General features: G+C 47.1%; 23 protein-coding genes. 12 read left to right on the top strand and 11 right to left on the bottom strand.

All coding sequences use genetic code 11. From position 1 onward, the window contains the following. Positions 1–142: 142 nt before the first annotated feature. Together GZ78_RS04875 and GZ78_RS04880 are read right to left on the bottom strand one after the other, a co-directional pair. Complete coding sequence (locus tag GZ78_RS04875) at positions 143–2,632, bottom strand: TcfC E-set like domain-containing protein (protein ID WP_081869671.1); 2,490 nt, start codon at positions 2,630–2,632, stop codon at positions 143–145. 134 nt (positions 2,633–2,766) lie between these two features. Continuing rightward, a complete protein-coding gene (locus GZ78_RS04880; protein ID WP_034833183.1) occupies positions 2,767–3,327 on the bottom strand; it encodes a hypothetical protein in 561 nt (186 codons plus the stop codon). A gap of 1,280 nt (positions 3,328–4,607) precedes the next feature. Here GZ78_RS04880 and trmL point away from each other — a divergent pair. Then, positions 4,608–5,072, top strand: a complete 465-nt coding sequence (gene trmL, locus GZ78_RS04885; protein ID WP_034834189.1) for a tRNA (uridine(34)/cytosine(34)/5-carboxymethylaminomethyluridine(34)-2'-O)-methyltransferase TrmL — start codon at positions 4,608–4,610, stop codon at positions 5,070–5,072. Positions 5,073–5,115: 43 nt separating this feature from the next. Here trmL and secB read toward each other — a convergent pair whose 3' ends face one another. From secB to GZ78_RS04900, 3 genes are all read right to left on the bottom strand, one after another. After that, a complete protein-coding gene (gene secB, locus GZ78_RS04890; RefSeq protein WP_034833184.1) occupies positions 5,116–5,580 on the bottom strand; it encodes a protein-export chaperone SecB in 465 nt (154 codons plus the stop codon). A 161-nt stretch (positions 5,581–5,741) separates the two neighbouring features. Continuing rightward, a complete protein-coding gene (gene grxC / locus GZ78_RS04895) occupies positions 5,742–5,993 on the bottom strand; it encodes a glutaredoxin 3 (protein ID WP_034833186.1) in 252 nt (83 codons plus the stop codon). Positions 5,994–6,053: 60 nt separating this feature from the next. After that, positions 6,054–6,470 (bottom strand): rhodanese-like domain-containing protein, encoded by a 417-nt coding sequence (locus GZ78_RS04900; RefSeq protein ID WP_034833193.1) that lies wholly within the window; start codon positions 6,468–6,470, stop codon positions 6,054–6,056. Between the two features lie 458 nt (positions 6,471–6,928). On the opposite strand from GZ78_RS04900, the gene gpmM reads away from it, so the two are divergent. Continuing rightward, positions 6,929–8,458: a 2,3-bisphosphoglycerate-independent phosphoglycerate mutase gene (gene gpmM / locus GZ78_RS04905; protein WP_034833202.1), complete on the top strand. Its 1,530-nt coding sequence runs from the start codon at positions 6,929–6,931 to the stop codon at positions 8,456–8,458. Between the two features lie 65 nt (positions 8,459–8,523). On the opposite strand, the gene GZ78_RS29310 is transcribed toward gpmM, so the two are convergent. Both GZ78_RS29310 and GZ78_RS04910 read right to left on the bottom strand, forming a co-directional pair. Continuing rightward, a complete protein-coding gene (locus tag GZ78_RS29310) occupies positions 8,524–8,661 on the bottom strand; it encodes a hypothetical protein (protein WP_161787306.1) in 138 nt (45 codons plus the stop codon). A gap of 170 nt (positions 8,662–8,831) precedes the next feature. Continuing rightward, positions 8,832–9,452: an FKBP-type peptidyl-prolyl cis-trans isomerase gene (locus GZ78_RS04910; RefSeq protein ID WP_034833204.1), complete on the bottom strand. Its 621-nt coding sequence runs from the start codon at positions 9,450–9,452 to the stop codon at positions 8,832–8,834. 437 nt (positions 9,453–9,889) lie between these two features. On the opposite strand from GZ78_RS04910, the gene GZ78_RS30595 reads away from it, so the two are divergent. After that, positions 9,890–10,015 (top strand): hypothetical protein, encoded by a 126-nt coding sequence (locus tag GZ78_RS30595; RefSeq protein WP_269078734.1) that lies wholly within the window; start codon positions 9,890–9,892, stop codon positions 10,013–10,015. Positions 10,016–10,051: 36 nt separating this feature from the next. Here the strand turns inward: GZ78_RS30595 and GZ78_RS04915 are convergent, their stop codons facing one another. Further along, on the bottom strand, positions 10,052–11,023 hold the full coding sequence (locus tag GZ78_RS04915) for a ribonuclease Z (protein WP_034833206.1): 972 nt from the start codon (positions 11,021–11,023) through the stop codon (positions 10,052–10,054). Positions 11,024–11,219: 196 nt separating this feature from the next. On the opposite strand from GZ78_RS04915, the gene GZ78_RS04920 reads away from it, so the two are divergent. Continuing rightward, positions 11,220–12,368: a murein hydrolase activator EnvC family protein gene (locus GZ78_RS04920; RefSeq protein ID WP_051785823.1), complete on the top strand. Its 1,149-nt coding sequence runs from the start codon at positions 11,220–11,222 to the stop codon at positions 12,366–12,368. Positions 12,369–12,637: 269 nt separating this feature from the next. Beyond that, complete coding sequence (locus GZ78_RS04925; protein WP_330217597.1) at positions 12,638–14,110, top strand: S41 family peptidase; 1,473 nt, start codon at positions 12,638–12,640, stop codon at positions 14,108–14,110. A gap of 358 nt (positions 14,111–14,468) precedes the next feature. Here GZ78_RS04925 and GZ78_RS04930 read toward each other — a convergent pair whose 3' ends face one another. Next, positions 14,469–15,005, bottom strand: a complete 537-nt coding sequence (locus GZ78_RS04930; RefSeq protein WP_152558553.1) for a hypothetical protein — start codon at positions 15,003–15,005, stop codon at positions 14,469–14,471. A gap of 624 nt (positions 15,006–15,629) precedes the next feature. Here GZ78_RS04930 and focA point away from each other — a divergent pair. The 4 genes from focA to GZ78_RS04950 all read left to right on the top strand — a co-directional run bounded on the left by focA (position 15,630) and on the right by GZ78_RS04950 (position 19,666). Continuing rightward, on the top strand, positions 15,630–16,487 hold the full coding sequence (gene focA, locus GZ78_RS04935) for a formate transporter FocA (RefSeq protein ID WP_034833208.1): 858 nt from the start codon (positions 15,630–15,632) through the stop codon (positions 16,485–16,487). A gap of 208 nt (positions 16,488–16,695) precedes the next feature. Further along, entirely contained in the window at positions 16,696–17,253 is a 558-nt protein-coding gene (locus GZ78_RS04940) for an LOG family protein (RefSeq protein ID WP_034834194.1), read from the top strand. A 51-nt stretch (positions 17,254–17,304) separates the two neighbouring features. After that, positions 17,305–17,934, top strand: coding sequence for a YqiA/YcfP family alpha/beta fold hydrolase (locus GZ78_RS04945; RefSeq protein ID WP_034833209.1), 630 nt, complete (start codon positions 17,305–17,307; stop codon positions 17,932–17,934). Between the two features lie 241 nt (positions 17,935–18,175). Beyond that, positions 18,176–19,666: an MFS transporter gene (locus tag GZ78_RS04950; RefSeq protein WP_161787307.1), complete on the top strand. Its 1,491-nt coding sequence runs from the start codon at positions 18,176–18,178 to the stop codon at positions 19,664–19,666. A 322-nt stretch (positions 19,667–19,988) separates the two neighbouring features. Here the strand turns inward: GZ78_RS04950 and GZ78_RS04955 are convergent, their stop codons facing one another. Then, positions 19,989–21,476: an AMP-binding protein gene (locus tag GZ78_RS04955; RefSeq protein WP_034834197.1), complete on the bottom strand. Its 1,488-nt coding sequence runs from the start codon at positions 21,474–21,476 to the stop codon at positions 19,989–19,991. Positions 21,477–21,783: 307 nt separating this feature from the next. Between GZ78_RS04955 and parE the strand changes: the two genes are divergently transcribed. From parE to GZ78_RS04970, 3 genes are all read left to right on the top strand, one after another. Further along, entirely contained in the window at positions 21,784–23,673 is a 1,890-nt protein-coding gene (parE, locus tag GZ78_RS04960; RefSeq protein ID WP_034833212.1) for a DNA topoisomerase IV subunit B, read from the top strand. A 130-nt stretch (positions 23,674–23,803) separates the two neighbouring features. Beyond that, positions 23,804–24,424 (top strand): TnsA endonuclease N-terminal domain-containing protein, encoded by a 621-nt coding sequence (locus tag GZ78_RS27150; RefSeq protein ID WP_081869672.1) that lies wholly within the window; start codon positions 23,804–23,806, stop codon positions 24,422–24,424. A 2-nt stretch (positions 24,425–24,426) separates the two neighbouring features. After that, a complete protein-coding gene (locus GZ78_RS04970) occupies positions 24,427–25,566 on the top strand; it encodes a hypothetical protein (protein ID WP_152558555.1) in 1,140 nt (379 codons plus the stop codon). On the opposite strand, the gene GZ78_RS04975 is transcribed toward GZ78_RS04970, so the two are convergent. Then, complete coding sequence (locus GZ78_RS04975; protein ID WP_034833215.1) at positions 25,552–26,520, bottom strand: IS1595-like element ISEnu2 family transposase; 969 nt, start codon at positions 26,518–26,520, stop codon at positions 25,552–25,554. The two genes, GZ78_RS04970 and GZ78_RS04975, sit on opposite strands and share 15 nt — an antisense overlap. Positions 26,521–26,650: the final 130 nt, after the last annotated feature.

The following is a 26,650-nucleotide window of genomic DNA, read 5'->3' on the forward strand; positions in this document are numbered from 1 at the left end:
AGCAGAACACTGATCCTGAACCTGAACCTGAACCTGAACCTGAACCTGAACCTGAACCTGAACCTGAACCTGAACACAGCAAGACTCCATTCTTGTTAGTATGAGTTCAAATGACTGACCTGATCCTGATAAAGCTTCCTGCTCAGGAATCGTCTCGTTTACCGATGGCCAGTTGACCTTCCAGCTCAGGAACACAATCGGACTCAGACAAGTCCACCGTTCCCATTCTTGAAATATATTTTTCTGAAGCAGCCTTGACCGGCACACTGCATTGCCAGCCATTCTCCAGCTCAATTCTAAGCTCATTGATATCTGAGCGAGCTTCAATCTGAAACATACCAATATCATCGGTACTGGCGGGATAAAGCCCCCCTGTTATCCGGGCTCGATCCAGAGGCTCCCCATTCACTAGCAAACGCCCAAAGAGAAGCTGCAGTGGAATGGCTTCATAATCAAGTGTCATCACATTACCAGGATAAAGTGTAAAGCGTCGTTCCCGCTCATCAAAGCTGTACAGCGTATTCCCAGAAGGCGACAAGGTAACGGTATATTGCTCAAAAGGAGCCAGAGGTATCACCGATGGTTTACCCGCTACGGCATACCCTCTTCTCTGGCCATCAATTTTCACATCAAAGATGTCACCTTCACGACCGTTAAGATTCACGACCAGAGCACTCTCTGCTCTTTGCTCTCCCCCCATAGCCACAACATTGCCATCGGTCAGGAAGCTGGTGCTGAAACTGCCGTTAAAGTTGGTAGCCTGATTAGAATCCGTCGTACTATGATTAACGGTTAATGCAGCCCTGCCAAATCGATTGCCATACTGCACCGCACCATCCAGCCTACGCTCGCCGCTACCAGTCTCTGCAGTCATACTGGAGGTCAACTGTCCATCGTACAGGTCGCCATCATCCCAGGAAGCCGACAGCCTCATTTTTTCTGTTCTGTCTCTATTCCCGTTATTGTTTTGAACCTCTGCTCTGGGATTGACCCTGAAATTCCAACGATCTTGACGGAATCGCCACTCAAGGCTCAATAACGCAACAGAATTGCCTTCTGACTCACTGAAACTAAAAGAGACATTGGTATCATAATCCAGTGTTCTGAAGACCGTAGCCGTATAACTCACCCCATGAGTTTCCGTTCTGCCATCATCATTATTTCTATTACTGCTAAACCTGTAATTGGCGCTGCCTCTCCACAATGGCGTTGATGCAGAGAAACTGGTTTGCTCAAAAGCATCACTGATCAGTGCCGGGCGGTCATCATTGGATACGTTGGCATCGTTTCTCCAGAGGCGACGATAACTGCCATTCAGTGAGACATCCCCAAGCCAGGTTCTCCCTGTTAACGTCATACCGTAACTGCCGTTGTCCGCCACCATAAAGGAAGGTGACAACTCATAACGATAACCCAGGTTATAAATACCCAACTCAATTAATGAGGTATCCAGAGTGGCTGCGGCAGAAAGTGTGCCCGCTATAGTATCGAAAATTCTTCGGCTCACACCGGCTCTGCTCAACCACTGTTCAGTACTCTGTGGTAAAGCCCCATCAAAAACAGTGGTCATCACTCGGCCAGTCTCGGCAAAAAACTGCCATTCACCTTCCGGGGGTAGCTGATATTGTTTGGCAAAGAAACGGGTTTCCTGCGACTGCAGGTTGCCCTGCTCATCCAGAATCCGAATTTCTATATCGTATGCGCCACTGGGAAAGGCCGTGGTATCCAGCGCCTGAAGACCCGCCTCATGAAAGTAAGAGGCAACCAGGCGTCCATCTCGACGAATTTCTACCCGCCCTCTGAGCGGCATAAAGATTTCAACCGGCATGCCACCACTGAAATCATTGTCGTTTCGTGTGTTGTCAGAGCTCTGAAAACGAGCGCCTACCATGGGCTGATCAGAAGTAAAGTTCAGACCAAAACCCTGACTGGAAAGCAGACCGAGATTGTATTCAAACCCTTCATACTCCCTCTGCCCATAAAGCTGATTAACAGAGAAGTGTTGAGACTTTGAATAATCCCAGCTCGACAAAATACTGTTCTCATAATAAGACAGCAGTGTCAGGCCATTAAGGGTGTAGTCACTGCCATTAGCATCTTCAGAAGTTCCGGTTGCCGCTGCAGAAAAGTTTTGCATCATAGCAAAGCCCGCATCGGAAGGCGGCAGGTACTTTCTTACATCGGCCGCTCTTGTGAGCAGAAAGCGAGGGTTTACAAAAACGTCTACACGGAATCGGGATTCATCAAAAATAACGCCCGCTACAGGCGGATCTATAACACCACAATTACTGGTAATATTGGGCGGGCAGATAGCCTCAGCATGAGTATTCAACTCACCGGATAAGGCCGTATTCAAGAAAGCAGGGTCATTAACTGAACCAATAAGACGAACCACTTCATCGACATTCGAAAGGGCAATTTTTCCTGGCTGAAACGTCGCTAACTGGGAAGTTAAATAGCGGTTACCATAATAGATATCAACCAGTGACTGTTGGGGTTCACTGAGTGTTTCAAAACCTTCGGGGACTTTATTTTGGGCAAGAAAAAGCGGCTGACTGGCCATGGCTTTGGACAAAACAAAAACCATGGGCAATACAATACATAAAATGTTTATGCATTTTTGCCTAGTCATGACCCGGAAAAATCCTTTTTGCTACTACTCAGATTGCTACACCGTGGTTTAGCCCAGGGCAATGACTCACGGTCGTTTTTTATTTTTAAGACAGCCAGCGAAGACACCGGAATCAACTTCGCTGGCTATTGAGATTAGATTGCAGAAACTACAACAGTTACCGTGTCAGCATAAACACCTACATCCTTGTCTTTGTAATCTGCTTCAAGGATATCAACTGTTATTTTGGTGTTCAGAGCACCACTACAAGCACCACCACCAATATCTCCATCTTTTGCAAAGCTGCCAGCCGTGACTCCAGAAGCCTGTCCACCGACACCCCAGATCTGATCGGTAGCTCCCGTTTGAGAATATGTCAGCTTGTATGGAATTTCACCTAACGCCGGCCCACTGCCTGCTTGGAGTTTGAAAGCGTTAGAGCTCTCTAACTTAACTTCGTATCTGGCAACATTTGAATCTACACAAGACTGGGTAACGCCTGTCAAATCTCCTGGGGTAGCACCTGAGTCAGTATTAACAAGATCCACATCTGTCAATTGAAACAGTTTCATCTGAACTTCATTTCTCAGAGTAATCTCAAAGTCACCCCTTGATGAGTTTGCAGTAGGGTTATCCGGATTATCTGCAGCCTGAAGCCCTGAAGTGGCCAATCCTGCAGACAGCGCGACAGCTACAGCTACTTTTTTAAATCCCATCACTTTCTCCATTATCTAGAACCACTCCGTAGTCTATTTTTTCTATGCTTCAGGTGCTTTCAGACACCTTGATCTTGAAGCTACCTATTCAGGCTTCTAATGGAACTGCAAGGCAGGCAGGGTGAATGACAAAAAGTTAAACAACTACTGTCTTTTTATTATTCTTCTGACTGACTTTCCCCGACCCTGATACTTTTTATTTTCTCGATGCTTTGTTAGCTCAAGGCTTTGTTAGCTCAAGGCTGTTTACCGCATCTCTTTTGTGATCAGGTTAACATAAATTATTGATCACAAAAATACTTGTTATGTAGATATTGAGCTATGTCAACCTGTCGAACTTAACGGTTTTGAAAGCCGGTGCTTTCTCCGCATAAACGTAACCGGATTCATACACCCAGCATTACTAAATATCATTAAAACGATAAATTAAGATAGGCACTTTATGCGTCAGAAAATCAACACTCATTCGAATAATTCTTCAATGACATCATAAGAAAACAGATATCCTGACAAGGATTTTCGGAAGGACTAACTTACGTAAATTTTCTTTCAGAAGGGTATAGCTCAACTAAGATTAATGAAGTAGCTTCTAAGGCAGTGAAGTATTCGAAGCATGTAATCGCAAAACCCTCAGGGAATTTATAGAGGCTTCTGAAGATGGACCTGTCACCTTACGATCAATGCCGCTGTGATCAGAAACAATACCGCGTAGGCCGCACCTGCAATATTATTGCCTTGCTTCTTACCATGGTACTTATTTCGGGCCTTGCCCAGGCCTGTGTTTAAATAGGCTGATATCTGCTCTCAGATAATAAATTAAACTGAAAAAATAGAGCCGCAGCAGGTCCTACCTGTTGCGGCTCTTGTTGTCAGCCAAATCCTTTTCAGCTGACCATGCTTGCGCATGTTGGTTAACCGTGAAAACGGGAGTTCGTCCTTCACGGTTTGCGTCAGTACCTTGACGCTATGGTTTTCAACATCCCTATCAGACTGCTTCCAACCCTGGTGGCAATCATGTAATCCTTTAGATGCAGGCTTCTTTGAGAAGTTTCCCGTCGTCATGAATTCTAACCGGATTGGTTAGATTCACTGACAACCACGGAGCCAAAAGACTTTTATAGCCATTGCCTTTGAAGTGACTGCTGCGCTATCTATATCCACTCACCTTTGCCACCAGCTAATTACCGGTTTCCAGGGCTTCGTTTGCAGGCTGCCTTGTAGCAACTCCAAATCCTTTGGGTATACTTCTTGCTCCTTATACTGAATCAGTTCCAGCCAATATGCTTGATATCGTTTTATACCAGCCAGAAATCCCTCCAAACACTGGCAATATTATCCGACTCTGTGCCAATACAGGATTTCATCTGCATCTGATCAAGCCCCTGGGATTTGATCTGGACGACCAACGCCTGAAACGGGCCGGGTTGGATTACCATGAATACGCCAATTTGCAGATTTATGAAGATTACGAAGCTTTTCTTAAAACAGTAAAACCCAAACGAGTGCTGGCGTTGAGCACAAAAGGTACAACTAACTATTCAGAGCATTCATTTGAATCAGGAGATGCTTTGATGTTCGGCCCGGAGACCAGAGGATTGCCCACCGAAATCCTGGAGAGTCTGCCAAAGAATCAGATATTGCGTTTACCCATGTTACCGGACAGCCGAAGCTTGAACCTGTCTAATACCGTCGCGGTTATGGTGTATGAAGCCTGGAAGCAGATGGGGTTTCCCGGAGGAGAGTAAGGAAGGAATGTGCCGGGCAAAAACCCGGCACGGCAGTCTGCTATCAGTTAATTGAAGCTTCCTGCTGTTCACGCGCCTGCAGATACAGGGCGTCGAAGTTTACAGGTGCCAGCATCAGCGGAGGGAAGCTGCCACGCAGAACCAGGTTATCAATAGCTTCACGAGCGTATGGGAACAGGATGTTCGGGCAGAATGCACCCAGAGTGCGATGCAGCTCATCATCACCCAGTCCCTTGATCAGGAAGACACCGGCCTGCTGAACTTCAGCCAGAAAAGCGGTTTCTTTCTCTTCTTCAGAACCGTTTTGAACCGTAATGGTCAGAGACAGCACGACTTCATACATGTCGTCATGCAGCAGACGGTTTGTGGTGTTCAGGTCCAGCTTAACTTCTGGCTGCCATTGAGCCTGAAACATCTCTGGAGACTTTGGAGACTCAAAGGACAGGTCCTTGACGTAAATACGCTGCAGCGCGAACTGCGCCTGATCTTGCTGCTGATTCTCAGCCATTATCAATTCCTTAAAAAAATATCGGTTCTCGGTACCGAGCACCTGACTACATTCGATTCCCACTTATAATGGGGATAAGAATACGAATATCAACCCAGATAATCTGCAATTTTCCAAAAAACAAACCCGATCCTTTCAATAGGAGAGTGACGAGTCTGTTTTTACTTCAACATGTCGTTCAGCCGACCTTCAGATTCCAAAGCATACAGATCATCACACCCTCCTACATGGGTGTCTCCAATCCAGATTTGGGGAACGGTGTGCGAGCCTGCTTTATTCGTCATGTCTTGACGCACATCAGACCTGCCATCGACGCTGATAGTCTGGTAGCTGACCCCTTTACTGTCCAGCAATCTGAGTGCCTGGTGACAGAAGGGGCAATAGGCAGAAATATAAAGGGTAACTGGAGCCATCTGCTTTCCATTATTGTTGGCAAAAAGCCGCTCCCAGCGGAGAACGGCAAGCTTTTCCTGTTATTTCTTAACCAGAGGCAAGCTGTCTGCGGTCCAGGTACCGATACCGCCCTTCAGGCGTACTACCTGCTCAAACCCGGCATCTTTAAGCTGCTTTCCAACAGTACCACTGTGCTGACCCATGGCATCCACAATAACAATCGGCTTATCTTTGTGCTTATTCAGCTCACCAACACGTTCTGCAACCTTACTGTAAGGCATGCTCACAGCATCAACAATATGGCCTTTACTGAAATCAGCTTTCTCCCTGACATCCAGTACCACAGCCCCTTGCTGATTAATCAACTGGGTGACTTCCTGAGACCCCACGCTATGCCCACCTTTACGCATCTCGCTAAAAAGCAGCGCACATACTAGAGCCACCAGCGAACCCACCAGTAAAGGGTGGTTACCTATAAATTCAATAATCTGTTCCATACTGAACCAGTACTCAATGCCTTAGCGAAGGAAAAACAGCTTACGCCCCCTCAATTTTTAAAGAGAAAAACGCACTATTTTTCATGGTTAATTGCCTTAAGGCGGCAAGTATACAGTCTGCCAAATAGAGTTACGACTGTTTCAATACCTACCTCTTTTCCTCCTCACCCCGTCAACAGACAAAACAAAAAATACGCCAAGATACTCAGAATAGGTCATGTGTCACCACGGCAAAACAGAGAAAATCAGGCTTTGACTAAAACAACTGTTCTATTCTGCAAATAGTGAATTTCTATCGACCCGTCTCTGGAAACGAGCCGCAAAGCAGGTAGAATTCAAGTCCTTCTCCTCTCAAAACAGCCCTGAGCCGGAAATGCTGCTCACCCCGGTTCCTGAAAAAAGCTGCAACGTCTGAGAGAGCGGCATTTTCCACAGACAACTTGCCCAAGGTTTGATCCATGACTGACAAGCGCAAAACCACCGCCCTGATCATCCTGGATGGTTACGGTTACCGCAAAGAATCTGACTCCAACGCGATTCTGGCTGCCAACACCCCGGTAATGGACCGTCTCCAGAAAGAACATCCCTTCAGCTTTGTCTCTGGCTCCGGTATGGATGTTGGCCTGCCTGATGGTCAGATGGGTAACAGTGAAGTCGGCCATATGAACCTTGGCGCCGGCCGTGTTGTTTATCAGGACTTCACCCGGATCACCAAGTCTATTAAAGACGGTGACTTTTTTGATAACACAGCGTTTACTGACACCATCGATAAAGCGGTTTCTGCAAACAAAGCGGTTCACATTATGGGCCTGATGTCTCCTGGCGGTGTTCACAGCCATGAAGACCACATCAATGCCATGGTAGAACTGGCCGCAAAACGCGGCGCTAAAGAAGTGTATGTGCACGCATTCCTGGATGGTCGTGATACACCACCACGCAGTGCAGAATCCACTCTGGCTAAAACCGATGCCTTGCTGAAGGAAAAAGGCATCGGTCGGGTTGCCAGCCTCATTGGCCGTTACTTTGCCATGGATCGTGACAATCGCTGGGAACGCGTACAAGAAGCCTATGACCTGATGACGCTAGGCAAGGCCGAGTTCTCCGCTAAAACGGCGGTTGCAGGTCTTCAAGCGGCTTATGAGCGCGAAGAAAACGACGAGTTTGTTAAAGCTACGACTATTGGAGAAAGCCCTGCCACTATTAATGATGGTGACGCGGTACTCTTCATGAACTTCCGTGCAGATAGAGCCCGTGAAATCACCCGCGCCTTTGTTGATAAAGATTTTTCTGGTTTCACACGCACCAAAGAACCTGTTATGGCCGGCTTTGTCATGCTGACCCAGTATGCTGCCAGTATCGATACTGTTTGTGCTTACCCACCTTCAGAACTGCCTAACACCCTGGGTGAGTACATGGAAAAACTGGGTAAAACCCAGCTGCGTATCGCTGAAACTGAGAAGTACGCTCACGTAACCTTCTTCTTCAGCGGTGGTCGTGAAGAACCATACGAAGGTGAAGAGCGTGTTCTGGTGGAATCTCCCAAGGTGGCTACCTATGACCTGCAGCCAGAAATGAGTGCACCGGAAGTCACCGAAAAGCTGGTTGCAGAAATCAAAAGCGGCAAGCACGACCTGGTTATCTGTAACTATGCAAACTGCGACATGGTCGGTCATACCGGTGTGTTTGATGCAGCAGTGAAAGCCGTTGAAGCTGTCGACCAATCCATTGGCCGCGTGATTGAAGCGCTTGATGAAACCGGTGGCCAGTGCCTGATTACAGCCGACCACGGTAACGCAGAACAAATGGTTAACCCGGAAACCGGACAAGTCCATACAGCTCACACCTGTGAACGGGTTCCACTGGTGTACTTTGGCCCTAAAGCCATTCAACTGAAAGACGGTATTCTCTCTGATCTGGCTCCCACCCTGCTGGATCTGATGAGTATTGAACAGCCTGAAGAAATGACCGGAAAATCTCTGGCAGTTTAAGCTTTTTCTTCAGAGAAAAACCAAAGAACTCCACGGCTCTGTGCGGTGGAGTTTCAAACACTCTGTCATAGGGAAACAAGCCTGAAAGGTGCTTCGCCATCCCAACTGCTGGCTTCCTTAGCACACTGCTCAAAGTGCTCCGTCATTCCCTGATCTTCTTCCATCAACTCAATCACCATATCGCCCAGCCAGGGCGCACTCATATAACAGATACGCTGAAAAGGTGTTTAGCAAAAACTGGAGACCAATAGCCCTGCTTTCTTCCCATCTGCAACAGCCTGATCTATATCCTCAACAAAGCAGGCAATCTGGCGAGCAGGTTAGAAAAACAAGACAGGACTGGAAGCAGGACGCTCCCAGCCCACAGCTGTTATCAGGAAACAGCCAGCAGCTCTACTTCGAAGACCAGAGTCGCGTATGGCCCAATAACGCCACCCGCACCCTGAGCACCGTAAGCCAGGTTATAAGGAACAAACAGTTTCCACTTGGAACCAACAGTCATCAGCTGCAGAGCTTCAGTCCAGCCAGCAATTACGCCGTTAACCGGAAATTCAATCGGTTCGCCACGATCAACAGAGCTATCGAATACAGTGCCGTTCAGCAGCGTACCGTGGTAGTGAGTGCGAACGGTAGAATCAGGCCCTGGCTTCTCACCTTTCTCATCACCGGCTACCAGTACTTCGTACTGCAGGCCAGAGTCAGTGACAGCGACTTCAGCACGCTTGGCATTTTCAGCCAGGAACTTCTCACCCTCAGCAGACAGCTCCTTGGCTTGTTCAGCTTCCTTAGCCTGGATGCGCTGGTGCATTTCATTGAACGCTTCCTGCTGAGCAGAATGTTCAACGGCACTTGGAGCTCCATTCAGGGAGTCAGCCAGACCGGCCAGAACAGCATCAATAGACAGACCTTCAATCGGATTGCTTGCCAGCTGGTCGCCCATCTGACGGCCAATACCATAGCTTACGCGCTCTTCAACACTTGTATATTCAGACATTCAATTCTTCACTTTGGGTGAAACAGATATAAGCGATTCGCATCGCTCAAGCTGATGCCATAAGCCTGCATCCAGAAACCTGCCGGACTTAAGCGTTTGAAATGGTCTTAAATCCAGCAGACATCCGAGGTCTTTAAATGGCAAAAAGAGAGCATTATACCATGAACCTGACCGACTTCAGATCTAAGTAGGAACCACAACTCTATTGTGACTAGATAAACTTCCTCTCTTTACTAACCCTTTGAAAAACCCTCATGCTTTTCAAAAAGCCAGCCCTTCTGGTCATAACTCTATTTTCGATGAGTTTCAGTGCCTTCCTTCAGGCACAAGAAGTACTCGTCTATGCGCTCTGAAGCCTGAACTAACATGCATAAAAGCATCTGATCCAGAAGCCAGACGATAACTCACCTTAAGTTCTGGCTTCTATCAAGCGGGATATGAGTATCGATCAGGCTTACCTGGATCATGCGGGAAATATTGCATTCAAACGGGCCCACAATGCCATGAAAGACGGGAATTATGACCCCGCCAGAAACGCTACAGCTGTAGCCAGAAAGATGTAAGAGGACATACAGGGAAAGGGGGCTCCCTTTCCTGCTCTATTCAATACGCGATAGATTTCGCTCTCTATCCAATGCCCAACAGCCAAAATCTTCCGCCAGCTCCACCTGCCCTCTGAAAACAGACTGGGCTTCACGTCTAAGTGCTTCAACTGAAGAAGCAAATTCAGAAGAGTTCTTTCGATAGCGACCACTGATATGCGTCAGAATGACATAGTTCACGCCACCCTGCTCAGCCGCCTCCCCCACCATTCTGGCAGTACTGTGCATATACTGGGGTCCGACTTTCTCCAGAACGGGGTCAGTAAATGTCGCTTCATGCACCAATACATCCACACCTTTCATGGCCTCAATGAGGAGATCAGGCTGGTCATTATCTCCACCTATAATGGCCACCCTGCCAGACAATGGTGGCAGCCTTACATCCTGAGCGTGTACGATACGACCATCTGACAAGGCCACACTGTTGCCGTTTTGCAGTTCTCCCCACAAAGGGCCTCTTGGCACTCCCATGGAAGCCAACTTTTCCTGATCCATTGACTGGATAACCGGTTGCTCCTGAAAGCGATAGGCAAAACTGGGAACGCGGTGAGAAAGCTCATGGGCAGTGACCTCAAAACGCTGATCCTGAAAATGGAAGTCAGGCTGGTCACTGCGAATAAAGTTCAGTTCAAAAGGCATATTGCTGACTGCGGCGCACTTCAGGGAGTGCCTGACAAAGCTTTCCACACCTTCAGGGGCACAGATCATCAACGGTTCTTTCCTGCCCTGCATACTGGCACTGGTAATCAGGCCAGGCAGTCCAAAAATATGATCCCCATGCACATGGGTAATGAAGATGCCTGCAAGGCCTGACAAGGTGTAACGACTTTTAAGCAATCGTTGCTGGGTACCTTCTCCGCAATCAACCAGATACCAGTCTCGACTTTCATCCAGTGCCAGTGCCATAGCTGTCACATTTCTGTCTACAGTGGGAGACCCTGCCGATGTTCCCAGAAAAGTAAATCTCATATCGTTGTCGTTTACCTGCACAGTTTTTCCCAGTGGGTTCTGTTACTGTATTTGTTCTTTGTAAAAACAGCATAACACGTTACAGGAAACGGAAAATAAATCGGAAACGGCCAGCATATAATGCTATTGGGTATGTGAAAGGCCAACTATTAAAGGCATACTGAAATACCAAAAAAAAGATCAGTGACGTTTGAGTATGAGAATCACGGCTGCAAACCTGATGTTCGCCGTAACCCTGACTCTGTTCAGCTACGTGAACAGCGAGATGGCCCACGCAGAATCCGTTGAAAAAGGATCCCCCAAAGACCAGCTGGAGGCGATCAACGGAGATATAGAACATCTAAGAAAACTGCTGGAAAAACTGAATAAGGAGCGCTCATCTGCTGAAAGACAGCTGCAGTCCACCGAAACAGAAATGAGCCAGCTGCAAAACTCTATTCGCAAAATAGAGAAAGAGCTTAAACAAGGGAAAACCGAAATAAAAAAGCTCCAAAGCCGTCAGAAGGCTCTGACGGCGCAAAAAAATAAAGAAAAAGATCGCATCGCCAACAGTGTTCGCTCCGTTTATCTTGCCAGCCGGGATAACCGCCTGAAGTTGTTGCTGAATCAGGAAAACCCGGAAGAAGTCTCCAGGCATTTGACCTATCTGAAGCATCTTCAGAAAGCACAGCTGGAGGCTATAGAGACGTTTGAAAAAACACTGGCCGAAATAGAAGACAACAAACAGCAACAACAGGTTCTGAACAACCGATTGGAAGAGCAACAGACAATACTGGCCCAAAAGCAGGAGCAGTTGATTAAATCCAGAAGTGACCGACAACAACTGATCTCCAGAATCAATCGACAGTTCCAGAGTAATGACCGGGAGCTGGACTCTCTTAATCAACAAAAGAAACAGCTGGAAGAAGTGTTGGCTCAGCTGGCAGCCAGAAAGCCCACCAATACCCAAATCCAGCAATCCAAAGGCAGGCTACCCTGGCCTGTAAACGGGCGCGTCCTTTACGGATTTAATCAACAAAGAGCGGATACCCGGATTCGCTGGCAGGGTATTCTGATTTCCGCTGCAACAGGTACCCAGGTTGCGGCCATTCATGACGGCACGGTTATTTTTTCAGATTGGCTGAGAGGCTATGGTCAGCTCATCATTGTCGATCACGGTAATAACTACCTGTCACTGTATGCACATAATCAATGGCTTCTCAAAAAAGAAGGTGAGACGGTTTTGGCCGGTGAAGCCCTTGCTCTCAGTGGCCAATCCGGAGGACAGACCGAGCCCGGTGTCTATCTCGAAATCAGACACAATGGCAAACCTCAGAACCCGGTTCCGTGGTTGGCCCGGCCTTAATCTGACGAATAGAAATCATTGTAGAAACTGTCGGGTGAACCGATAAAGCAGAAAGCATCAGGGGTTTTTATCACTGATCTTTCTGACGAAGCCCAAAGCGGTAACAGACTTGGGAATAAGGCAGTCTGTTAAAGAAAGCCGCCTATACTTCAACACTCTTTAAAAGAGCATACCTAATGCCCACAGTGGAAGAAAAACAATTTGCCTTTCCAGTGACCAGGCATGCTTACAGGCAAACTGTTTTTCGCAACAATAGTGCAGGAGCTTCCATGACCAAAACCTTTCCTACTTCCCGGCAGCCAATGCCTCAATGGATGAAAGCTGCTGTACTGGCACTGGCATCCGGATTTGCCTTGCAAGGCTGGTCGGCACCGGTTAATCAGGAAGAAAAGCCTGCTCCGGCAGTCGTTGTTGAGCCTGCCAAGCCAGTGGCCGATGCCAAAGCGGCGGAGGAAGAGAAAAAAGGTGAACTGCCTCTGGAAGAACTGCGTACCTTTACCGAGGTCATGCAGCGCATCAAAAGCGCCTACGTTGAAGACGTCGATGACAAGACGCTCCTGGATAATGCAATCCAGGGCATGCTTTCAGGGCTGGATCCGCACTCTGCCTACCTGAAACCAGACGACTTTAAAGAGCTGGAAATAAACACTTCTGGCAAATTTGGCGGACTGGGTATCGAAGTAGGCATGGAAGATGGCTTCATCAAGGTTATAGCGCCTATTGATGACACTCCTGCCCAGAAAGCAGGTGTACAAGCTGGAGACCTGATCATCAAACTGGATGACAACTCAGTAAAAGGCATGTCATTGATGGAGTCTGTCGACAAGATGCGCGGCAAACCCGGAGAGCCCATCAAGCTCACCATTGTTCGTGAGGGTTCACCCAAGCCAATTGACCTGGTGGTTAAGCGCGACATTATCAAAGTACAGAGTGTTAAATCCAAAGTACTGGAAGACGGCTATGGCTACATTCGCATGAGCCAGTTCCAATCTGATTCCGATAAGGAAGTGGTTGAACACCTGAACAAACTGAAGAAGTCCCAGAATGGCAAATTGAATGGTCTGGTACTTGACCTGCGCAACAACCCTGGCGGAGTACTTCAAGCCGCAGTGGGTGTTGTCGATGCCTTTATTAAAGAAGGCCTGATCGTCTACACCAAAGGCCGCATACCAAACTCTCACCTTAACTTTAAAGCAGATGAGGACGACCCGTCAGAAGGCATTCCTCTGGTAGTGTTGATTAATGGCGGCTCTGCATCAGCCTCTGAAATCGTGGCTGGAGCATTGCAAGATCATCACAGAGCGGTTCTGGTGGGTACTGAATCTTTTGGTAAAGGATCTGTTCAGACAGTTCTGCCTCTCAGCATTGATAATGAAAAAGGGCTTAAGTTGACCACAGCACTTTATTACACCCCCAATGGTCGCTCAATTCAGGCTGAAGGCATCAAACCAGACATTGTGGTACCAAGAGCCAAAGTCACCCCGGTGGAAAGCGTATCAGGCTACAAAGAAGCTGATTTACAAGGCCACCTCTCTAACGGTAACAAGCAGGCTGACAAAGGAAAGCAGGAAAAAGGTCAACAGAAGGATGAATCCAGCTCACTGGCTGAACAGGATTATCAGTTAAGCCAAGCGCTGAACGTCCTCAAGGGAATGCATATTAACGCTACCCGCGACAAGAAAAAGCCCACTGCGATCGCCGAAGAAACTAAAGAAGCCATGAAGACAGCAACGTCTCTCTAAGGTGTAAACAAAAAAACCGTCTGGAGTAATCCAGACGGTTTTTTTATGGGTCATCAGCCAATAATAAAACGGGCTAATTTCAAAATAGCTTTTTCTAAAAAACCCATGAGACTCAAATCTGAGCCCGGCGTACGAATGATGATATAATAGCCATAAAGTGCAGCTATACCCATCGCCTTTCAAGATGCTACGTTGTTGTCAGCGTTCACTCATCCCGATCACCTACTACTTGTAGGCTCACGGGCTTCGTTCACTTGACGCCTACTACCTACTAGTTAGTAGCATCTTGAAATCCAATGGGTATATGACAGCAATGATCATACAGATAAAGCAAAAAGTCAGATAGATACGACGCATTTCAGAACCTGAATTCAATCCCGAGACTAATGACAGGCTGTTCTTTACTGTCAAGCTTGTTTCGCTGTAATGATGTACTTGCGGTGGATTCTATTGTGGTATTTTCTGCACTTTCAGTACCCGTTTTCTGAATATCCAGAAATGTTCCCACATCCACACTGAAATCAACCCGCTTGGCATCGTCCAGCAACTTTTTCCAGCCGACCCCCACATAAGCTCGTCCTTCCCCGGAAAAATAAGCTTTACCCAATTTTTTAGAATCGCCCGAAAAGGTACCCGCTGAAACCCTGAAGCCACTTTCAAAAGGGTAGTAATCAACCACCAGACCATTTTGTCTGGCAGAGCTGTGAGCGTCTGGAACCGACAGATCATCGCTGGAAATGGTATAAGCCCGAAGGCCAAAGGTATGACTGTTTGCTTCGTTACGAGTGCTCAGAACTTCACCACCGGTCTCAACCGGAATAAAGTCCGGATCATCCGCCAGAGTACTCATAGTGACTATCATGCAGACTGCGAAGACTAAAGGACGGCCGTTCATTATCCTCTCTCCGGGAATCATGATTCGGAACGGTGGTCATTGGTGGAGTAAACCATCACTTATAAATGGCTTCACGTCCAGCCTATACCCAGACCCTGCTTTACTACGGTCACCCATGACAAAGCCAGACACAAAAATGAAAATAAAAAATGAAAATACGGACTATTGGCTTTCTATCAGAAGTTCTCCCCTATCGTCGACGGAAAAGCCGAAGCAAGTCAACTATTCTATGAGTAATTTCTGAAGAGAGTTCACGAATTTTCCTTCTGATAGCCTAGTTTCAGTGTTGATAAACTATCTACCTAGGAGGCTGACCGAGAATAAACAGCCCGGCCTAAAATCCAGAAAGAACGGCCATCTTTTCCACTGAATTTGCTTAAATAGGTCAACTATTCGCACAAATTCAGTGAAAAAGCTGACTCGTTCTACTGAATTTTATGCTCGGACGCTATTCTCGGTCAGCCTCCTAGTATCAAAAACTCTCATCGCCAAAGGCGATGAACAATTGTTTCAGTCAATCATAACTGTTTCCCGTGAAAGTCATTCCATCACCTGAGGGTGACGAAATGACTTTTTCTTTTAAAGCTGTTTAGTTTGGCAATGCCCTCCCTCCTGGATCCCCATATGCAAACCGATAACACTCCTCAATTTGGCTGCGTACCTCCTTCTGAAATTGCTCGACTTGCAGAAGAAGCCGCAGTGGGTAAAACCAAGAAACACCCCCAAGTCACTTTTGTACTCTCTGTTCTGGCTGGTATTTTCATCTCTCTGGCAGGCATGTTTTATACCATTGTCACCACAGGCGCAGAGGGCCTGCCTTATGGTATGGCCAAGCTGATTGGAGGCCTGAGTTTCAGTATGGGTCTAATGATGGTCGTTCTTTGTGGTGCAGAGCTTTTCACCAGTAATACCCTGTTACTGATGGGTCGTGCCACCCGCCGCCTCAACATCGCCCAGATTACCAAGAACTGGACCCTCGTCTACATCGGTAACATGACCGGCTCTTTTTTCATGGTGGCCATGCTGATGGCAGTGGGCCAATACCAGGGAGCTCACGGTGACGTTGGCATCAATTATATGTACATTGCCAATGCCAAAATGGGTCACACCTTCATTCAGGCCTTACTGCTGGGTATCCTGTGTAATCTCGTTGTCTGCCTGACCTACTGGATGACTTTGAGTGCCCGCTCTGCTGCCGGTAAAATGTTTGCCTGTATGCTGCCTGTTGCGGCCTTCCTGGCCGCCGGCTTTGAGCACTCCGTTGCCAATATGTTCCTGCTGCCCATGGGCTTTCTGATCAAGAGCATTGCTACACCCGAATTCTGGGAAGCTACCGGCTACAGCGCGGACTATTTCAGCAATATCACAATCTTCAATATGATTGTTATGAACCTTATCCCTGCAACCATCGGTAACATCATTGGCGGGGGTGTCATGGTAGGCCTGAGCAACTGGTTTGTTCACCTGCGTGAGCGCGTTTAAACACCTGTTACAGCCAAGCGTTATACCCCACACCGTTCCACTGAACCTGTCGAAGTGCATGACCATCACCCTTCGACAGGTTCCTACTCAAACTTCCATCCCCACTGTTGGTAGACTGCCAGCAGCAAGTGTATTACAAAGTAATCTTGCGGAGTCTCTGCTGAATAAAACCGGCTCAGATACAATGAAATCACAGGTAACACAGCCTATGAAAACCATCACCGTGTTTTGTGGCTCCCGCTCCGGAGTCCACGACGACTATTTAAATGACGCACTGCGTGTTACCGAAGCATTAGTCAGGCAAAGGATTACTCTGGTTTATGGAGGCGGCAACATAGGTTTAATGGGAGCTATTGCCAATCGAGCCATTGAGCTGGGTGGCAAAGTGATCGGTGTGATTCCTGAAATTCTTTTTGAAAAAGAGCTGGCTCACCATGAATTAACCGAGCTACATCAAGTCAGTCATATGCTGGAAAGAAAAAACAAGCTGACTGAGTTGGCCGATGGATTTATTGTTCTGCCAGGGGGAATCGGAACACTGGATGAACTCTCGGAAGAAATGGCGTTGAATCATATAGGTTATCAGAACAAGCCCATTGCATTACTTAATACCCGAAATTATTACCACCACTTGATGACATTTCTGACGCACACCAGCTCAGAAGGCTTTATGTCTGCTCAGTTACTGGATCAATTGATCATAGATTCGCATCCTGAAACGCTGGTCGATAAAATGATTCAGAAAAGTTTGCCTGATCAGCATTAACGGCGTTGGCCTGATTACACTCCGCTGACTCTCTAAACTGTTGGAACCACTATGACTAAAAAACCATTACTGATCTATCTGCATGGTTTTAACAGCGCCCCTGCTTCCGTAAAAGCCCAACAGACGCTTCGATACCTTGATCAATACCGGATTGATATGGAGCCATGGATTCCGGCTTTGCCTCATTCTCCGGCCGAAGTGAAACAACTACTGTCTGAAAAACTGCAACAGGAAACCACCTGCCGGCCTATCTATATTATTGGAAGCTCACTGGGCGGTTACATAGGAACCTGGTTAAAGGCACAAATCAACTGGCTGCACCCGGAGTACACAACCCGGCTGATATTAATTAACCCTGCAGTGCGACCTTTCGAACATTTTTCCGAATACCTGGGAACACAAGTGAATGAATACACAGGGGAAAAATGGCAGCTGACCATGGCTCACGTTGAGCAACTTAAAACTCTGGAGATACAGAACATCCAGAGACCAGAAGATATTCTGCTACTGGTTCAAACGGGCGATGAAGTTCTGAACTACAAAAAAGCAGTAGAAAAATATCAACAATCAGAGGTGGTGATTCAGGAAGGCGGTGACCATGCGTTCAAGTATTTCGATAAAGCCCTGCCTTTGGTCTTTCAGTTTCTGTCCGGAAGGTCAATAGATCGCAAAATGCTGTAATTCTTCCTCTTAAAAGGTTCAGTAATAAGCCATTAATTCGACCTGCGTTTTTCCTGAATGATGCTACATTATCTTCTAAGTTGACTTTGAGCCTGAACAAATGAGCGACAAAAGTAATCTTTCGTCTCCCCCGGTGATGAAAGATTTTTTTTACCGTAAAAACACTGACCTTTACGGTTTAACAGCAACTCCTGTCTTTTGACGTATTCCACTTCTTACTACGCAGTTCATGGAAGTTTTCATGAGATCCTTCTTTAAATGCTCTGTTATACCCGACGGCTATTCGCGAGAACAACACGAACGTTATTCAAGATTAAGATTACAAGTCCTGACCGGGGCTTTTCTTTCTTATGCTGCCTATTACCTGGTCCGAAAAAACTTTGTCATGGTCATGCCAGACCTGATTGCCGAAGGATACAGCAAATCTGAGCTGGGTATGGCACTCTCAGCGCTGGCGGTCAGTTACGGGATCAGCAACCTGGCAATGGGTTACCTGGCCGACCGTATCGATGTCCGAAAACTGATGCCTCTGTGCCTTTTGGGTTCGGCTCTACTCTCTCTCTTTCTTGGCTTTTCGCCGATCCTGCAGTTTCCACTCATGGTAATGGTGATCACTCTTGCTCTGAATGGCTGCATTCAAGGTTCGGGTTGGCCCTGCAGTGCGAAACTGATCGCACACTGGTTCGTCAGGCAGGAACGAGGGACGGCCATGAGCATATGGAACCTGTCGCACAATGTCGGCTGCGGCCTTCTGGGGCCCATTGCCATTCTCTCCGTAGCTCTGTTCGGTAACTGGCAAAGTAAAATTTACTTTCCAGCGTTTATTGCCATCATCATCGCTATGGTGGGATACCTTCTTTTGCGAGATAAACCTTCTCAATGTCGACTGCCTTCACCTTCCCCGGAGTTGTCGGCAGACCTGGAAATAGAACAGCACAAAACCTCTTTCATCCGAACACTGCAACTGTTTGGGCAACACTGCCTGAAAATGCCTCCGCTCTGGATTCTGGTCGTTGTGAATGCCTGCACTTATTTCATACGATACGGTGTTATTGACTGGGCTCCTGTCTACCTTACTGAAACCAAAGGGTTCAGTTTCAACGCTTCCAGCTGGGCTTTTTTTGCCTTTGAATATGCAGCCATCCCAGGCACCCTGATTTGCGGCTATATGAGCGATAAGCATTTCAAGGGTAAACGTGCCCCCATGAATGCACTCTTTATGGCTCTGGTGCTCATTTCTGTCATTGCTTACTGGCACTCACCTCCGGGAGATACAACCTATGCTGTACTCTCGCTGATTTCGACCGGCTTTTTAATATACGGCCCTGTCATGCTGGTGCATGTACACATCATTGACTTGGTTCCCTTGCCCTTTGCGGCCACAGCAGCCGGCTTTTGTGGACTCTTTGGCTATATTTTTGGTGCCACCTCGGCCAACCTGCTTTTGGGAAAAGTGCTCGATCTTTATGGTTGGGATGCCTGCTTCCAGCTGTTGGCAGGTGCCAGCTTTCTGGCCCTGCTTCTTCTGTTACTGCTATGGCTATGGGAAAACCTTCACCCTACCCCAACGTTCGAGTTTAGCCCCACGTCACCTCAGCCCATTACTGTTCCTATTTCATCAGAACAGAAAAGGTCCTGGTTGAAAGCAACCTTAAAATCAATAACCACAACAATGTTGAACCTTCTGAATAAAAAGAAGGTGCCTGATGCAGCCAAACGTTATACCTCATAGCGTTCGCACTGAGCCTGTCGAAGTGCATGATCAGCATCCTTCAAAAGGCTCAGGGGAAAGACAACAAATTAGACGAACGAAAAACACGACATTTTTAGCAGGTCATCTGGTTCCCATGATCCAGCGTGGGAACCAGGTTGAACCTTCTGAATAAAAAGAAGGTGCCTGATGCAGCCAAGCGTTATACCTAATACCGTTCGCACTGAGCCTGTCGAAGTGCATGATCAGCATACTTCGACAGGCTCAGGGGAAAGACAACAAATTAGGCAAACGAAAAACAAGACATTTTTAGCGGGTAGTAAAAGGAGAGATTAGACTTCCATCAAGAAGCCCTTGACGTATTCTGCAGACTTAAGTCTCGCTTGAGCGACTGCTTGTCAATTTTACCGAGTGCCGTTTTAGGCAATTGATCAAGAATTTCCATATGCGTAGGCAGCTTATAGGTAGCCAGCTGCGTACGCATCCACTGACGTATTTCATCCAGGTCGACATGGCGTGAAGCTGGCACAATACAGGCGCAGACGGCTTCTCCAAGACGTTCACTGGGTGTCCCCAGAACCGCGCACTCCTGAACTCCCGGATGGGCATCCAGTAAAGCTTCAACCTCCAGAGCTGAAACCCGGTAGCCTCCAGAGCGAATAATATCGATACTCCGGCGACCCAGCAGTCGATATTGGCCATGTTCATACGCTGCTATATCACCGGTCCGGTACCAGCCATGTCGAAAGGCTTTCTGTGTCAGGTCTTCCTTGCCATGGTAGCCACTGAACATCTGGGGACTGCGCACTTCCATTTCCCCCATAGTATCCACTTTATTCCCGGACTCATCGACCAGCCGAACACTCACCCCGGGCAGAGGATGCCCTAAACATTCAGACAAACGCTCTCCACTGGGCTCTTGAGATAAAACCATACCCACTTCCGTCATGCCATAACGGGTGAGCAAAGGCTGTCCGGCAATCCTTCGCCATTCTTTATGAACAGAAGGAGGTAATGAAGAGGAGCCAACAATAGCGAGCCTCAGACCGGCCGCGCCCTCGCGCCAGCGCAACTGATTCTCGGGGCTGGTTTTGTTCCAGGACTCAACCAGGTATTTATAAATAGTCGGAACAGCCGTGAGCAGAGTGAACGAACCACTGGCCAGATGCTCCCACACTTTTTCTGTCTTGAATGAGGACAGCAACTTACAGCTGGCTCCTGCTGCCAGCGTACACAGCAAGCCACAAACCAGCCCATGAATATGAGAAAGCGGTAATACGTGAAGCAGACGATCCTGCGGCTGCCAGTTCCATGCCGCACAAAGTGTTCTGACTTGAGCTTCAATAGAACTGAATGTATGAACCACACCTCTAGGGCAGCGACTGGTGCCGCTGGTATACAGAACTAATGCCCTTTGCTCCGGATCAACCTGCCGCAGTGGCAGAGGGTCAGAGTCGTAGCCCGCAGACGCGATCATCACAACCCCGGACCTTTGACCAAGATAACTGGCATCAGCCTGTCGTCCTGGCGAATAAACGAGATAGCCGACATCCAGATCCTTTATCCGCCATTCCCATTCAGGCAAAGGCATTAAAGGATCCAACGGTACAGCAATACCTTCAGCCAGCCAGATCGCCAGAAGTGATACGACAAAAGAAGACTCCCGCCCCGTGAGAAAGGCCACAAACTGGCCTTTTACTCCGTGCGACTTCAACACACCTGCCAACACTCTCGCCTTTTCCAGCAAAGAGCAGTAGGTGTGCTCCCCTTCTTCATCAATAACAGCCACACGATCGGCAGGATGCCCAACCAGCTGTGACAGAAAAGGCATACAGCACTCCATCTTCAATGCGGTTGTTGTGTGCCAACCTGCTTTATGGAAAGTGGACGAAAGTATAGTCCGGAAAGTTCATAACGCTGCTTTCAGTGCATAAATAACGCAGAAAGACTGAAACGAGAGTTTTGAAATTCAAAACTGAATAAGCAACATCCTATTCTGGCTGCCTGCCAGGGGCTGCATGGACTATCAGAGCAACTCAAGATATTGAATTTTGACCCAGCGACGATCAACACTGACTAACGCCAAGGGTTTAGGTACACTTATGAGTTAACGCGCAATCAGACCCAGCAAGGATTTCATGCGTAACGACTACACAGCGGAAGCCATTGAGGTTCTCAGTGGCCTGGACCCGGTTCGCAAACGTCCGGGCATGTACACAGACACAACCCGTCCCAACCATCTGGCCCAGGAAATCATCGACAACAGTGTCGACGAGGCTTTGGCGGATTTTGCCAGCAAGATCAAGGTCATCCTGCACAAGGATAACTCGCTGGAGGTCATAGATGATGGCCGGGGAATGCCTACCGATATTCACCCTGAACACGGTATAACCGGGATAGAGCTTATTCTGACCCGACTGCACGCCGGTGGTAAGTTCTCCAACAAGAACTACCAGTTCTCCGGTGGTCTGCACGGGGTAGGTGTATCGGTAGTTAATGCACTTTCAACACGCCTTGAAGTAACGGTTCGCAGAGATGCCAAAGTCTCCCTGATTACCTTCAAGAATGGCTACAAGGATCAGGACCTTCACGAGATTGATACCTGCGGCCGTCGCAACACCGGCACCACTGTGCGTTTCTGGCCCGACGCCAGCTACTTTGACTCGCCCAAATTTTCGGTTCTCAAACTCAAGCACGTACTGCGTGCCAAAGCGGTACTCTGTCCTGGCCTTAAAATCGAGTTTACTGATCACCATACAGGCGACACAGATGAGTGGTACTTCGAAGACGGCCTGACCGATTACCTGAAAGGCTCAACCCGTGAGTACGAAACCCTGCCACAAGAGCCCTTCACCGGTTCATTAAAAGGTGAGAAAGAAGCAGTGGATTGGGCAGTGCAGTGGCTTCCCGAAGGGGGAGAACTGCTCACCGAAAGCTACGTTAACCTGATCCCGACACCTCTGGGCGGAACACACGTCAATGGTTTGAGAACAGGTTTACTGGAAGCCATTCGGGAATTCTGTGAATTCCGAAACCTGCTGCCCAGAGGTATCAAACTGGGCCCTGACGACATCTGGGAAAACTGTTCCTACGTACTCTCTGCCAAATTGTCCGACCCCCAGTTCTCAGGCCAGACCAAAGAGCGTCTGTCTTCAAGAGAATGTGCTGCCTTTGTTTCCGGTGTTGCCAAAGATGCTTTCAGCCTTTGGCTGAACCAGCACACGGCTGAGGGAGAACAATTGGCAGAACTGTGCATCAATAACGCACAGAAACGAATGCGCAAGTCCAAGAAAGTCGCTCGTAAAAAAGTGACACAGGGACCTGCTTTGCCAGGCAAACTGGCAGACTGCTCCAGCCAGGACCTGAACTATACCGAACTGTTTCTGGTAGAGGGCGACTCTGCGGGCGGTTCTGCAAAACAGGCTCGTGACCGTGAGTATCAGGCCATTCTGCCTCTGCGCGGTAAAATCCTGAACACTTGGGAAATCGACTCCAGTGAAGTACTGGCCTCCCGTGAAATTCACGACATTTCCGTAGCTCTCGGCGTTGATCCCGGTTCCGATAAACTAGACGGACTGCGCTACGGTAAAATATGCATTCTTGCCGACGCCGACTCCGACGGCCTGCACATTGCTACCCTGCTTTGCGCACTGTTTGTGCAACACTTTCGACCTCTGGTTGAGCAGGGACATATTTATGTAGCGATGCCACCGCTCTACCGAATCGATGTCGCCAAAGAAGTGTTTTACGCACTGGATGAAGCAGAGAAAGAAGGCGTACTGGAACGCATCAAAGCCGAGAAAAAACGAGGCAAAGTGAACGTACAGCGCTTTAAAGGATTGGGTGAAATGAACCCTCTGCAGCTCCGCGAAACCACTATGTCGTCCGACACTCGACGTCTGGTTCAGTTAACACTGGAAGACTTTGAAATGACTCGCGAAGACATGGACATGCTACTGGCGAAAAAACGATCCGGAGATCGCAAGAGCTGGCTTGAGTCCAAAGGGGATCTGGTGGAGATTTCCTGAATTATGTTGGAAACACCATAAGCTGGTGAGTTTTTACCAAAAGCTGGTGAGTATAATACTTTAAGCTGGTGAGATAGCCACCTCTCTACTACCCTCAATACATATGAGACGGTAGTGAGAGGTGGTACTCATGCCCACCAGAATCATCAAGAAATCAAAATGCAATATGCCGGGGCTGTTCCCTAGCCTTAAGAATCCAGATGGCATAATGTACGAATCGACTCTTGAGCGTGACTATTGTTACTACCTTGAGCTTGATCCGGATGTGCGTTTTTATGAAGGACAGCCTGTAACACTTCACTTTGAAATTGATGGAAAAAAACGTCGATACACCCCAGATTTTCTAATTCTCTTTCACAACTCTGAAAAAAAACTGCTGGTTGAGATCAAGCGGGAGCAGGCTTTAATTGACGATGATGGCTTAGTATTAAAACTGAATACAGTAAGGGAAGAATTTAAACAACAAGGATATGAGTTTGAAGTTAAAGACGATATATTCATTCGAGCAAAGCCCAGACTGCAAAATCTTAAAAAGATTTACAAATACCTTAGATATAGTATTTCCCCAGATGAGAAAAGCACAATCCTTGAACTGCTCAAAAGCGATAAAAAATATCAAATAAGCGAGATTGGTATAGAAGCAGAGATTGCAGATCCTTTGCCAAAAGTTCTTCACTTGGCAGCGATTTCAGATCTCTTTGTTGATATCAGCTACCCAATTGATTTGTATAGTCTGGTATGGCAGGAGTAAAGATGTATTCATTCAACCCCGGAAATCAATTCGCTCTTGGACATAACAAGTATCAAGTGCTGGAAGTAATTAATAGCGAAACCATAAAAGCAACGAATACTCAAACTGGCCATAGTCATATAATGGCAACTGCAGAACTATACGAACATTATGAGAAAGGTGATTTATTTTTCTTTGGTGGTGAAGTTCAAGAAAAATTAGAAGAAGAAACTATAAAAAAATTGCTAAATCCTGCCAACGGTCCAATTAGCGTCAATGAAACTCCATCGTTTAAGGATGACTACTTAAAAAGAGACCCATATACCTACACTGAAGAAGAATTAGATATTATAGAGTTTAAACTGTCTTTCATTGATGAGATTTTGAAAAAGAACCCAGCAGCATTTACCGAAAATCATATTCAACCGTTGGTGGATGAAGTCTATGAGCGAGAACATACAAAAACTGATAAAACCAAACCATCGCCTCATACTGTCAGAAAATGGTACGATGTATATATTAAAAGCGGTAAGCAGTCATACTCTCTTTTACCTAGAATAAAAGACAAAGGTAACAGGAATGACAAGCGAGAAGACATCAAGGATGTCATAGACCAAAACATTGAAAAAATATACTTAACTAGAAATAGAAACAGTATTGCTAAAGTACATAAAGCAATAAAAACTGAAATCAAACGTAACAAGCTAGATGTACAGATTCCAAGTTACATGACCATCTATAAGCGTATTAAAAAAATGGAGAAAGATTTTCCATACGAAGTCATGCGCGCTAGAGAAGGACTAATTGCTGCTAACGAAGCATTCCGTGGCGCAGATGCAACCTATCAGGAATCCAGAGCCTTAGAATGTGTTGAAGTTGATAGCACTAAGATAGATTTATTTGTCCTTTACTGGAACGGAAGGCCTGCTGGTAGGCCTTGGTTGACCGTTGTTAGAGATCGTTATACTCAGTGCATTTTAGGATTCTATCTTGGGTTTGAGCCACCAAGCATACTAAGTTTATCTAAAGCTCTTAAAAACTCATTCCTTCGAAAAGACCATATTCTTGAACAATTTCCAGAGATCAAAAATAAATATCCCTGCTTTGGGCTTCCTGAAATAATAGTTTGCGATAATGGCAAAGAATGGCTATGTTGCGCTTAAAGGTTGAAAGCGGAGAAACTCCATAATTTTATTACCCAATCGATCAGGTGTTAGAGTTTGAATCCCGGTTAAAGCTCTACGCCAGCCCAGGTAATGTGGTAAGTATTTTGTCGCAACCCCATGAAAAATCCCTTCTATCCAGCCCTTAAGATGGCCATGATATGCATTGACATGTTGTAAGTGAAAGATTCCATCTAAAACCCTTTTGCCAGATGATGTCACCAGCTCCTTGAAGGTGAATCCCAGCTTCCTCGCAAGCTTCTCGTGAGCGAGGCTTGCATCAGCACAAACAACAGTTTCAATATTGATTCGACCATTCAAATGACGACAAAGTTCGTCTGCACTCTCGTTATCAAGAATGCCATCTACAGTGTGACAGTTGCGATCTCTGGCTACCATGACTGGGACTTTCCTGCATTCAGATTTCTTATCGGAGCCTCTTTTGCGAGCAGGTCTAGGCAGACCTTTCCTCTGCCCCTTAAACGACTCACGAAAGAATGTTTCGTCGATTTCCGCTATACCACCAAGCTCTGGTGCCTGATCATGCTCAATGGCTTGCAAAAAGCGATGACGCCAGCGGAATGAAGTTCCAAGCGATATTTGGCACTGCTTGGCAGCCGGACGAAGCGTGAGAGAATGAGTCATTCCTTCAAGATAACTGGACCATTTTTCGGGGTGCCTGAGTCGAGCCAATGGTGTTTTGGAAAAAGAGTTCAAAGTTTTATGGCAATCCTTGCAACGAAAACGCTGGCGCTGGTTGCGAATACCCCACCGCTGTAGATCTTCAGAACCGCAGTGTGGGCATATTGGTGCCTTTATAAAGGCCTCTTCGATGGAGACAGCAATATCGGAAGGGGAATGTCGATCCGATAGTGCATTAAGCAGAATATTTTTCTGTTGATTTGTCAGTAACGAAATTGCATTAAGAACTTCTTGAAACTGCTGAGACTGCATAACCTAGCCTCCGGTTGAAGAACCTCGTGACAGTTTAGTCCTGTCAACCCTTTAGCGAAACATAGCCGCAAAGAATACTGGAGCAGAGCTTTCAAACTTGCATGTAGAGACCTTGGGGTTATTGTCAATT

Origin of the sequence: Endozoicomonas numazuensis (genome assembly GCF_000722635.1) — a bacterium.
In the GTDB taxonomy this organism is placed as follows: domain Bacteria; phylum Pseudomonadota; class Gammaproteobacteria; order Pseudomonadales; family Endozoicomonadaceae; genus Endozoicomonas_A; species Endozoicomonas_A numazuensis.

What these genes read in the sequence shown, in the direction of transcription:
- GZ78_RS04875 (WP_081869671.1), bottom strand. Translation starts at nt 2,632, where the DNA reads ATGACTAGGCAAAAATGCATAAACATTTTATGTATTGTATTGCCCATG.
- GZ78_RS04880 (WP_034833183.1), bottom strand. Translation starts at nt 3,327, where the DNA reads ATGGGATTTAAAAAAGTAGCTGTAGCTGTCGCGCTGTCTGCAGGATTG.
- trmL (WP_034834189.1), top strand. Translation starts at nt 4,608, where the DNA reads ATGCTTGATATCGTTTTATACCAGCCAGAAATCCCTCCAAACACTGGC.
- secB (WP_034833184.1), bottom strand. Translation starts at nt 5,580, where the DNA reads ATGGCTGAGAATCAGCAGCAAGATCAGGCGCAGTTCGCGCTGCAGCGT.
- grxC (WP_034833186.1), bottom strand. Translation starts at nt 5,993, where the DNA reads ATGGCTCCAGTTACCCTTTATATTTCTGCCTATTGCCCCTTCTGTCAC.
- GZ78_RS04900 (WP_034833193.1), bottom strand. Translation starts at nt 6,470, where the DNA reads ATGGAACAGATTATTGAATTTATAGGTAACCACCCTTTACTGGTGGGT.
- gpmM (WP_034833202.1), top strand. Translation starts at nt 6,929, where the DNA reads ATGACTGACAAGCGCAAAACCACCGCCCTGATCATCCTGGATGGTTAC.
- GZ78_RS29310 (WP_161787306.1), bottom strand. Translation starts at nt 8,661, where the DNA reads ATGAGTGCGCCCTGGCTGGGCGATATGGTGATTGAGTTGATGGAAGAA.
- GZ78_RS04910 (WP_034833204.1), bottom strand. Translation starts at nt 9,452, where the DNA reads ATGTCTGAATATACAAGTGTTGAAGAGCGCGTAAGCTATGGTATTGGC.
- GZ78_RS30595 (WP_269078734.1), top strand. Translation starts at nt 9,890, where the DNA reads ATGAGTATCGATCAGGCTTACCTGGATCATGCGGGAAATATTGCATTC.
- GZ78_RS04915 (WP_034833206.1), bottom strand. Translation starts at nt 11,023, where the DNA reads ATGAGATTTACTTTTCTGGGAACATCGGCAGGGTCTCCCACTGTAGAC.
- GZ78_RS04920 (WP_051785823.1), top strand. Translation starts at nt 11,220, where the DNA reads ATGAGAATCACGGCTGCAAACCTGATGTTCGCCGTAACCCTGACTCTG.
- GZ78_RS04925 (WP_330217597.1), top strand. Translation starts at nt 12,638, where the DNA reads ATGACCAAAACCTTTCCTACTTCCCGGCAGCCAATGCCTCAATGGATG.
- GZ78_RS04930 (WP_152558553.1), bottom strand. Translation starts at nt 15,005, where the DNA reads ATGAACGGCCGTCCTTTAGTCTTCGCAGTCTGCATGATAGTCACTATG.
- focA (WP_034833208.1), top strand. Translation starts at nt 15,630, where the DNA reads ATGCAAACCGATAACACTCCTCAATTTGGCTGCGTACCTCCTTCTGAA.
- GZ78_RS04940 (WP_034834194.1), top strand. Translation starts at nt 16,696, where the DNA reads ATGAAAACCATCACCGTGTTTTGTGGCTCCCGCTCCGGAGTCCACGAC.
- GZ78_RS04945 (WP_034833209.1), top strand. Translation starts at nt 17,305, where the DNA reads ATGACTAAAAAACCATTACTGATCTATCTGCATGGTTTTAACAGCGCC.
- GZ78_RS04950 (WP_161787307.1), top strand. Translation starts at nt 18,176, where the DNA reads ATGAGATCCTTCTTTAAATGCTCTGTTATACCCGACGGCTATTCGCGA.
- GZ78_RS04955 (WP_034834197.1), bottom strand. Translation starts at nt 21,476, where the DNA reads ATGCCTTTTCTGTCACAGCTGGTTGGGCATCCTGCCGATCGTGTGGCT.
- parE (WP_034833212.1), top strand. Translation starts at nt 21,784, where the DNA reads ATGCGTAACGACTACACAGCGGAAGCCATTGAGGTTCTCAGTGGCCTG.
- GZ78_RS27150 (WP_081869672.1), top strand. Translation starts at nt 23,804, where the DNA reads ATGCCCACCAGAATCATCAAGAAATCAAAATGCAATATGCCGGGGCTG.
- GZ78_RS04970 (WP_152558555.1), top strand. Translation starts at nt 24,427, where the DNA reads ATGTATTCATTCAACCCCGGAAATCAATTCGCTCTTGGACATAACAAG.
- GZ78_RS04975 (WP_034833215.1), bottom strand. Translation starts at nt 26,520, where the DNA reads ATGCAGTCTCAGCAGTTTCAAGAAGTTCTTAATGCAATTTCGTTACTG.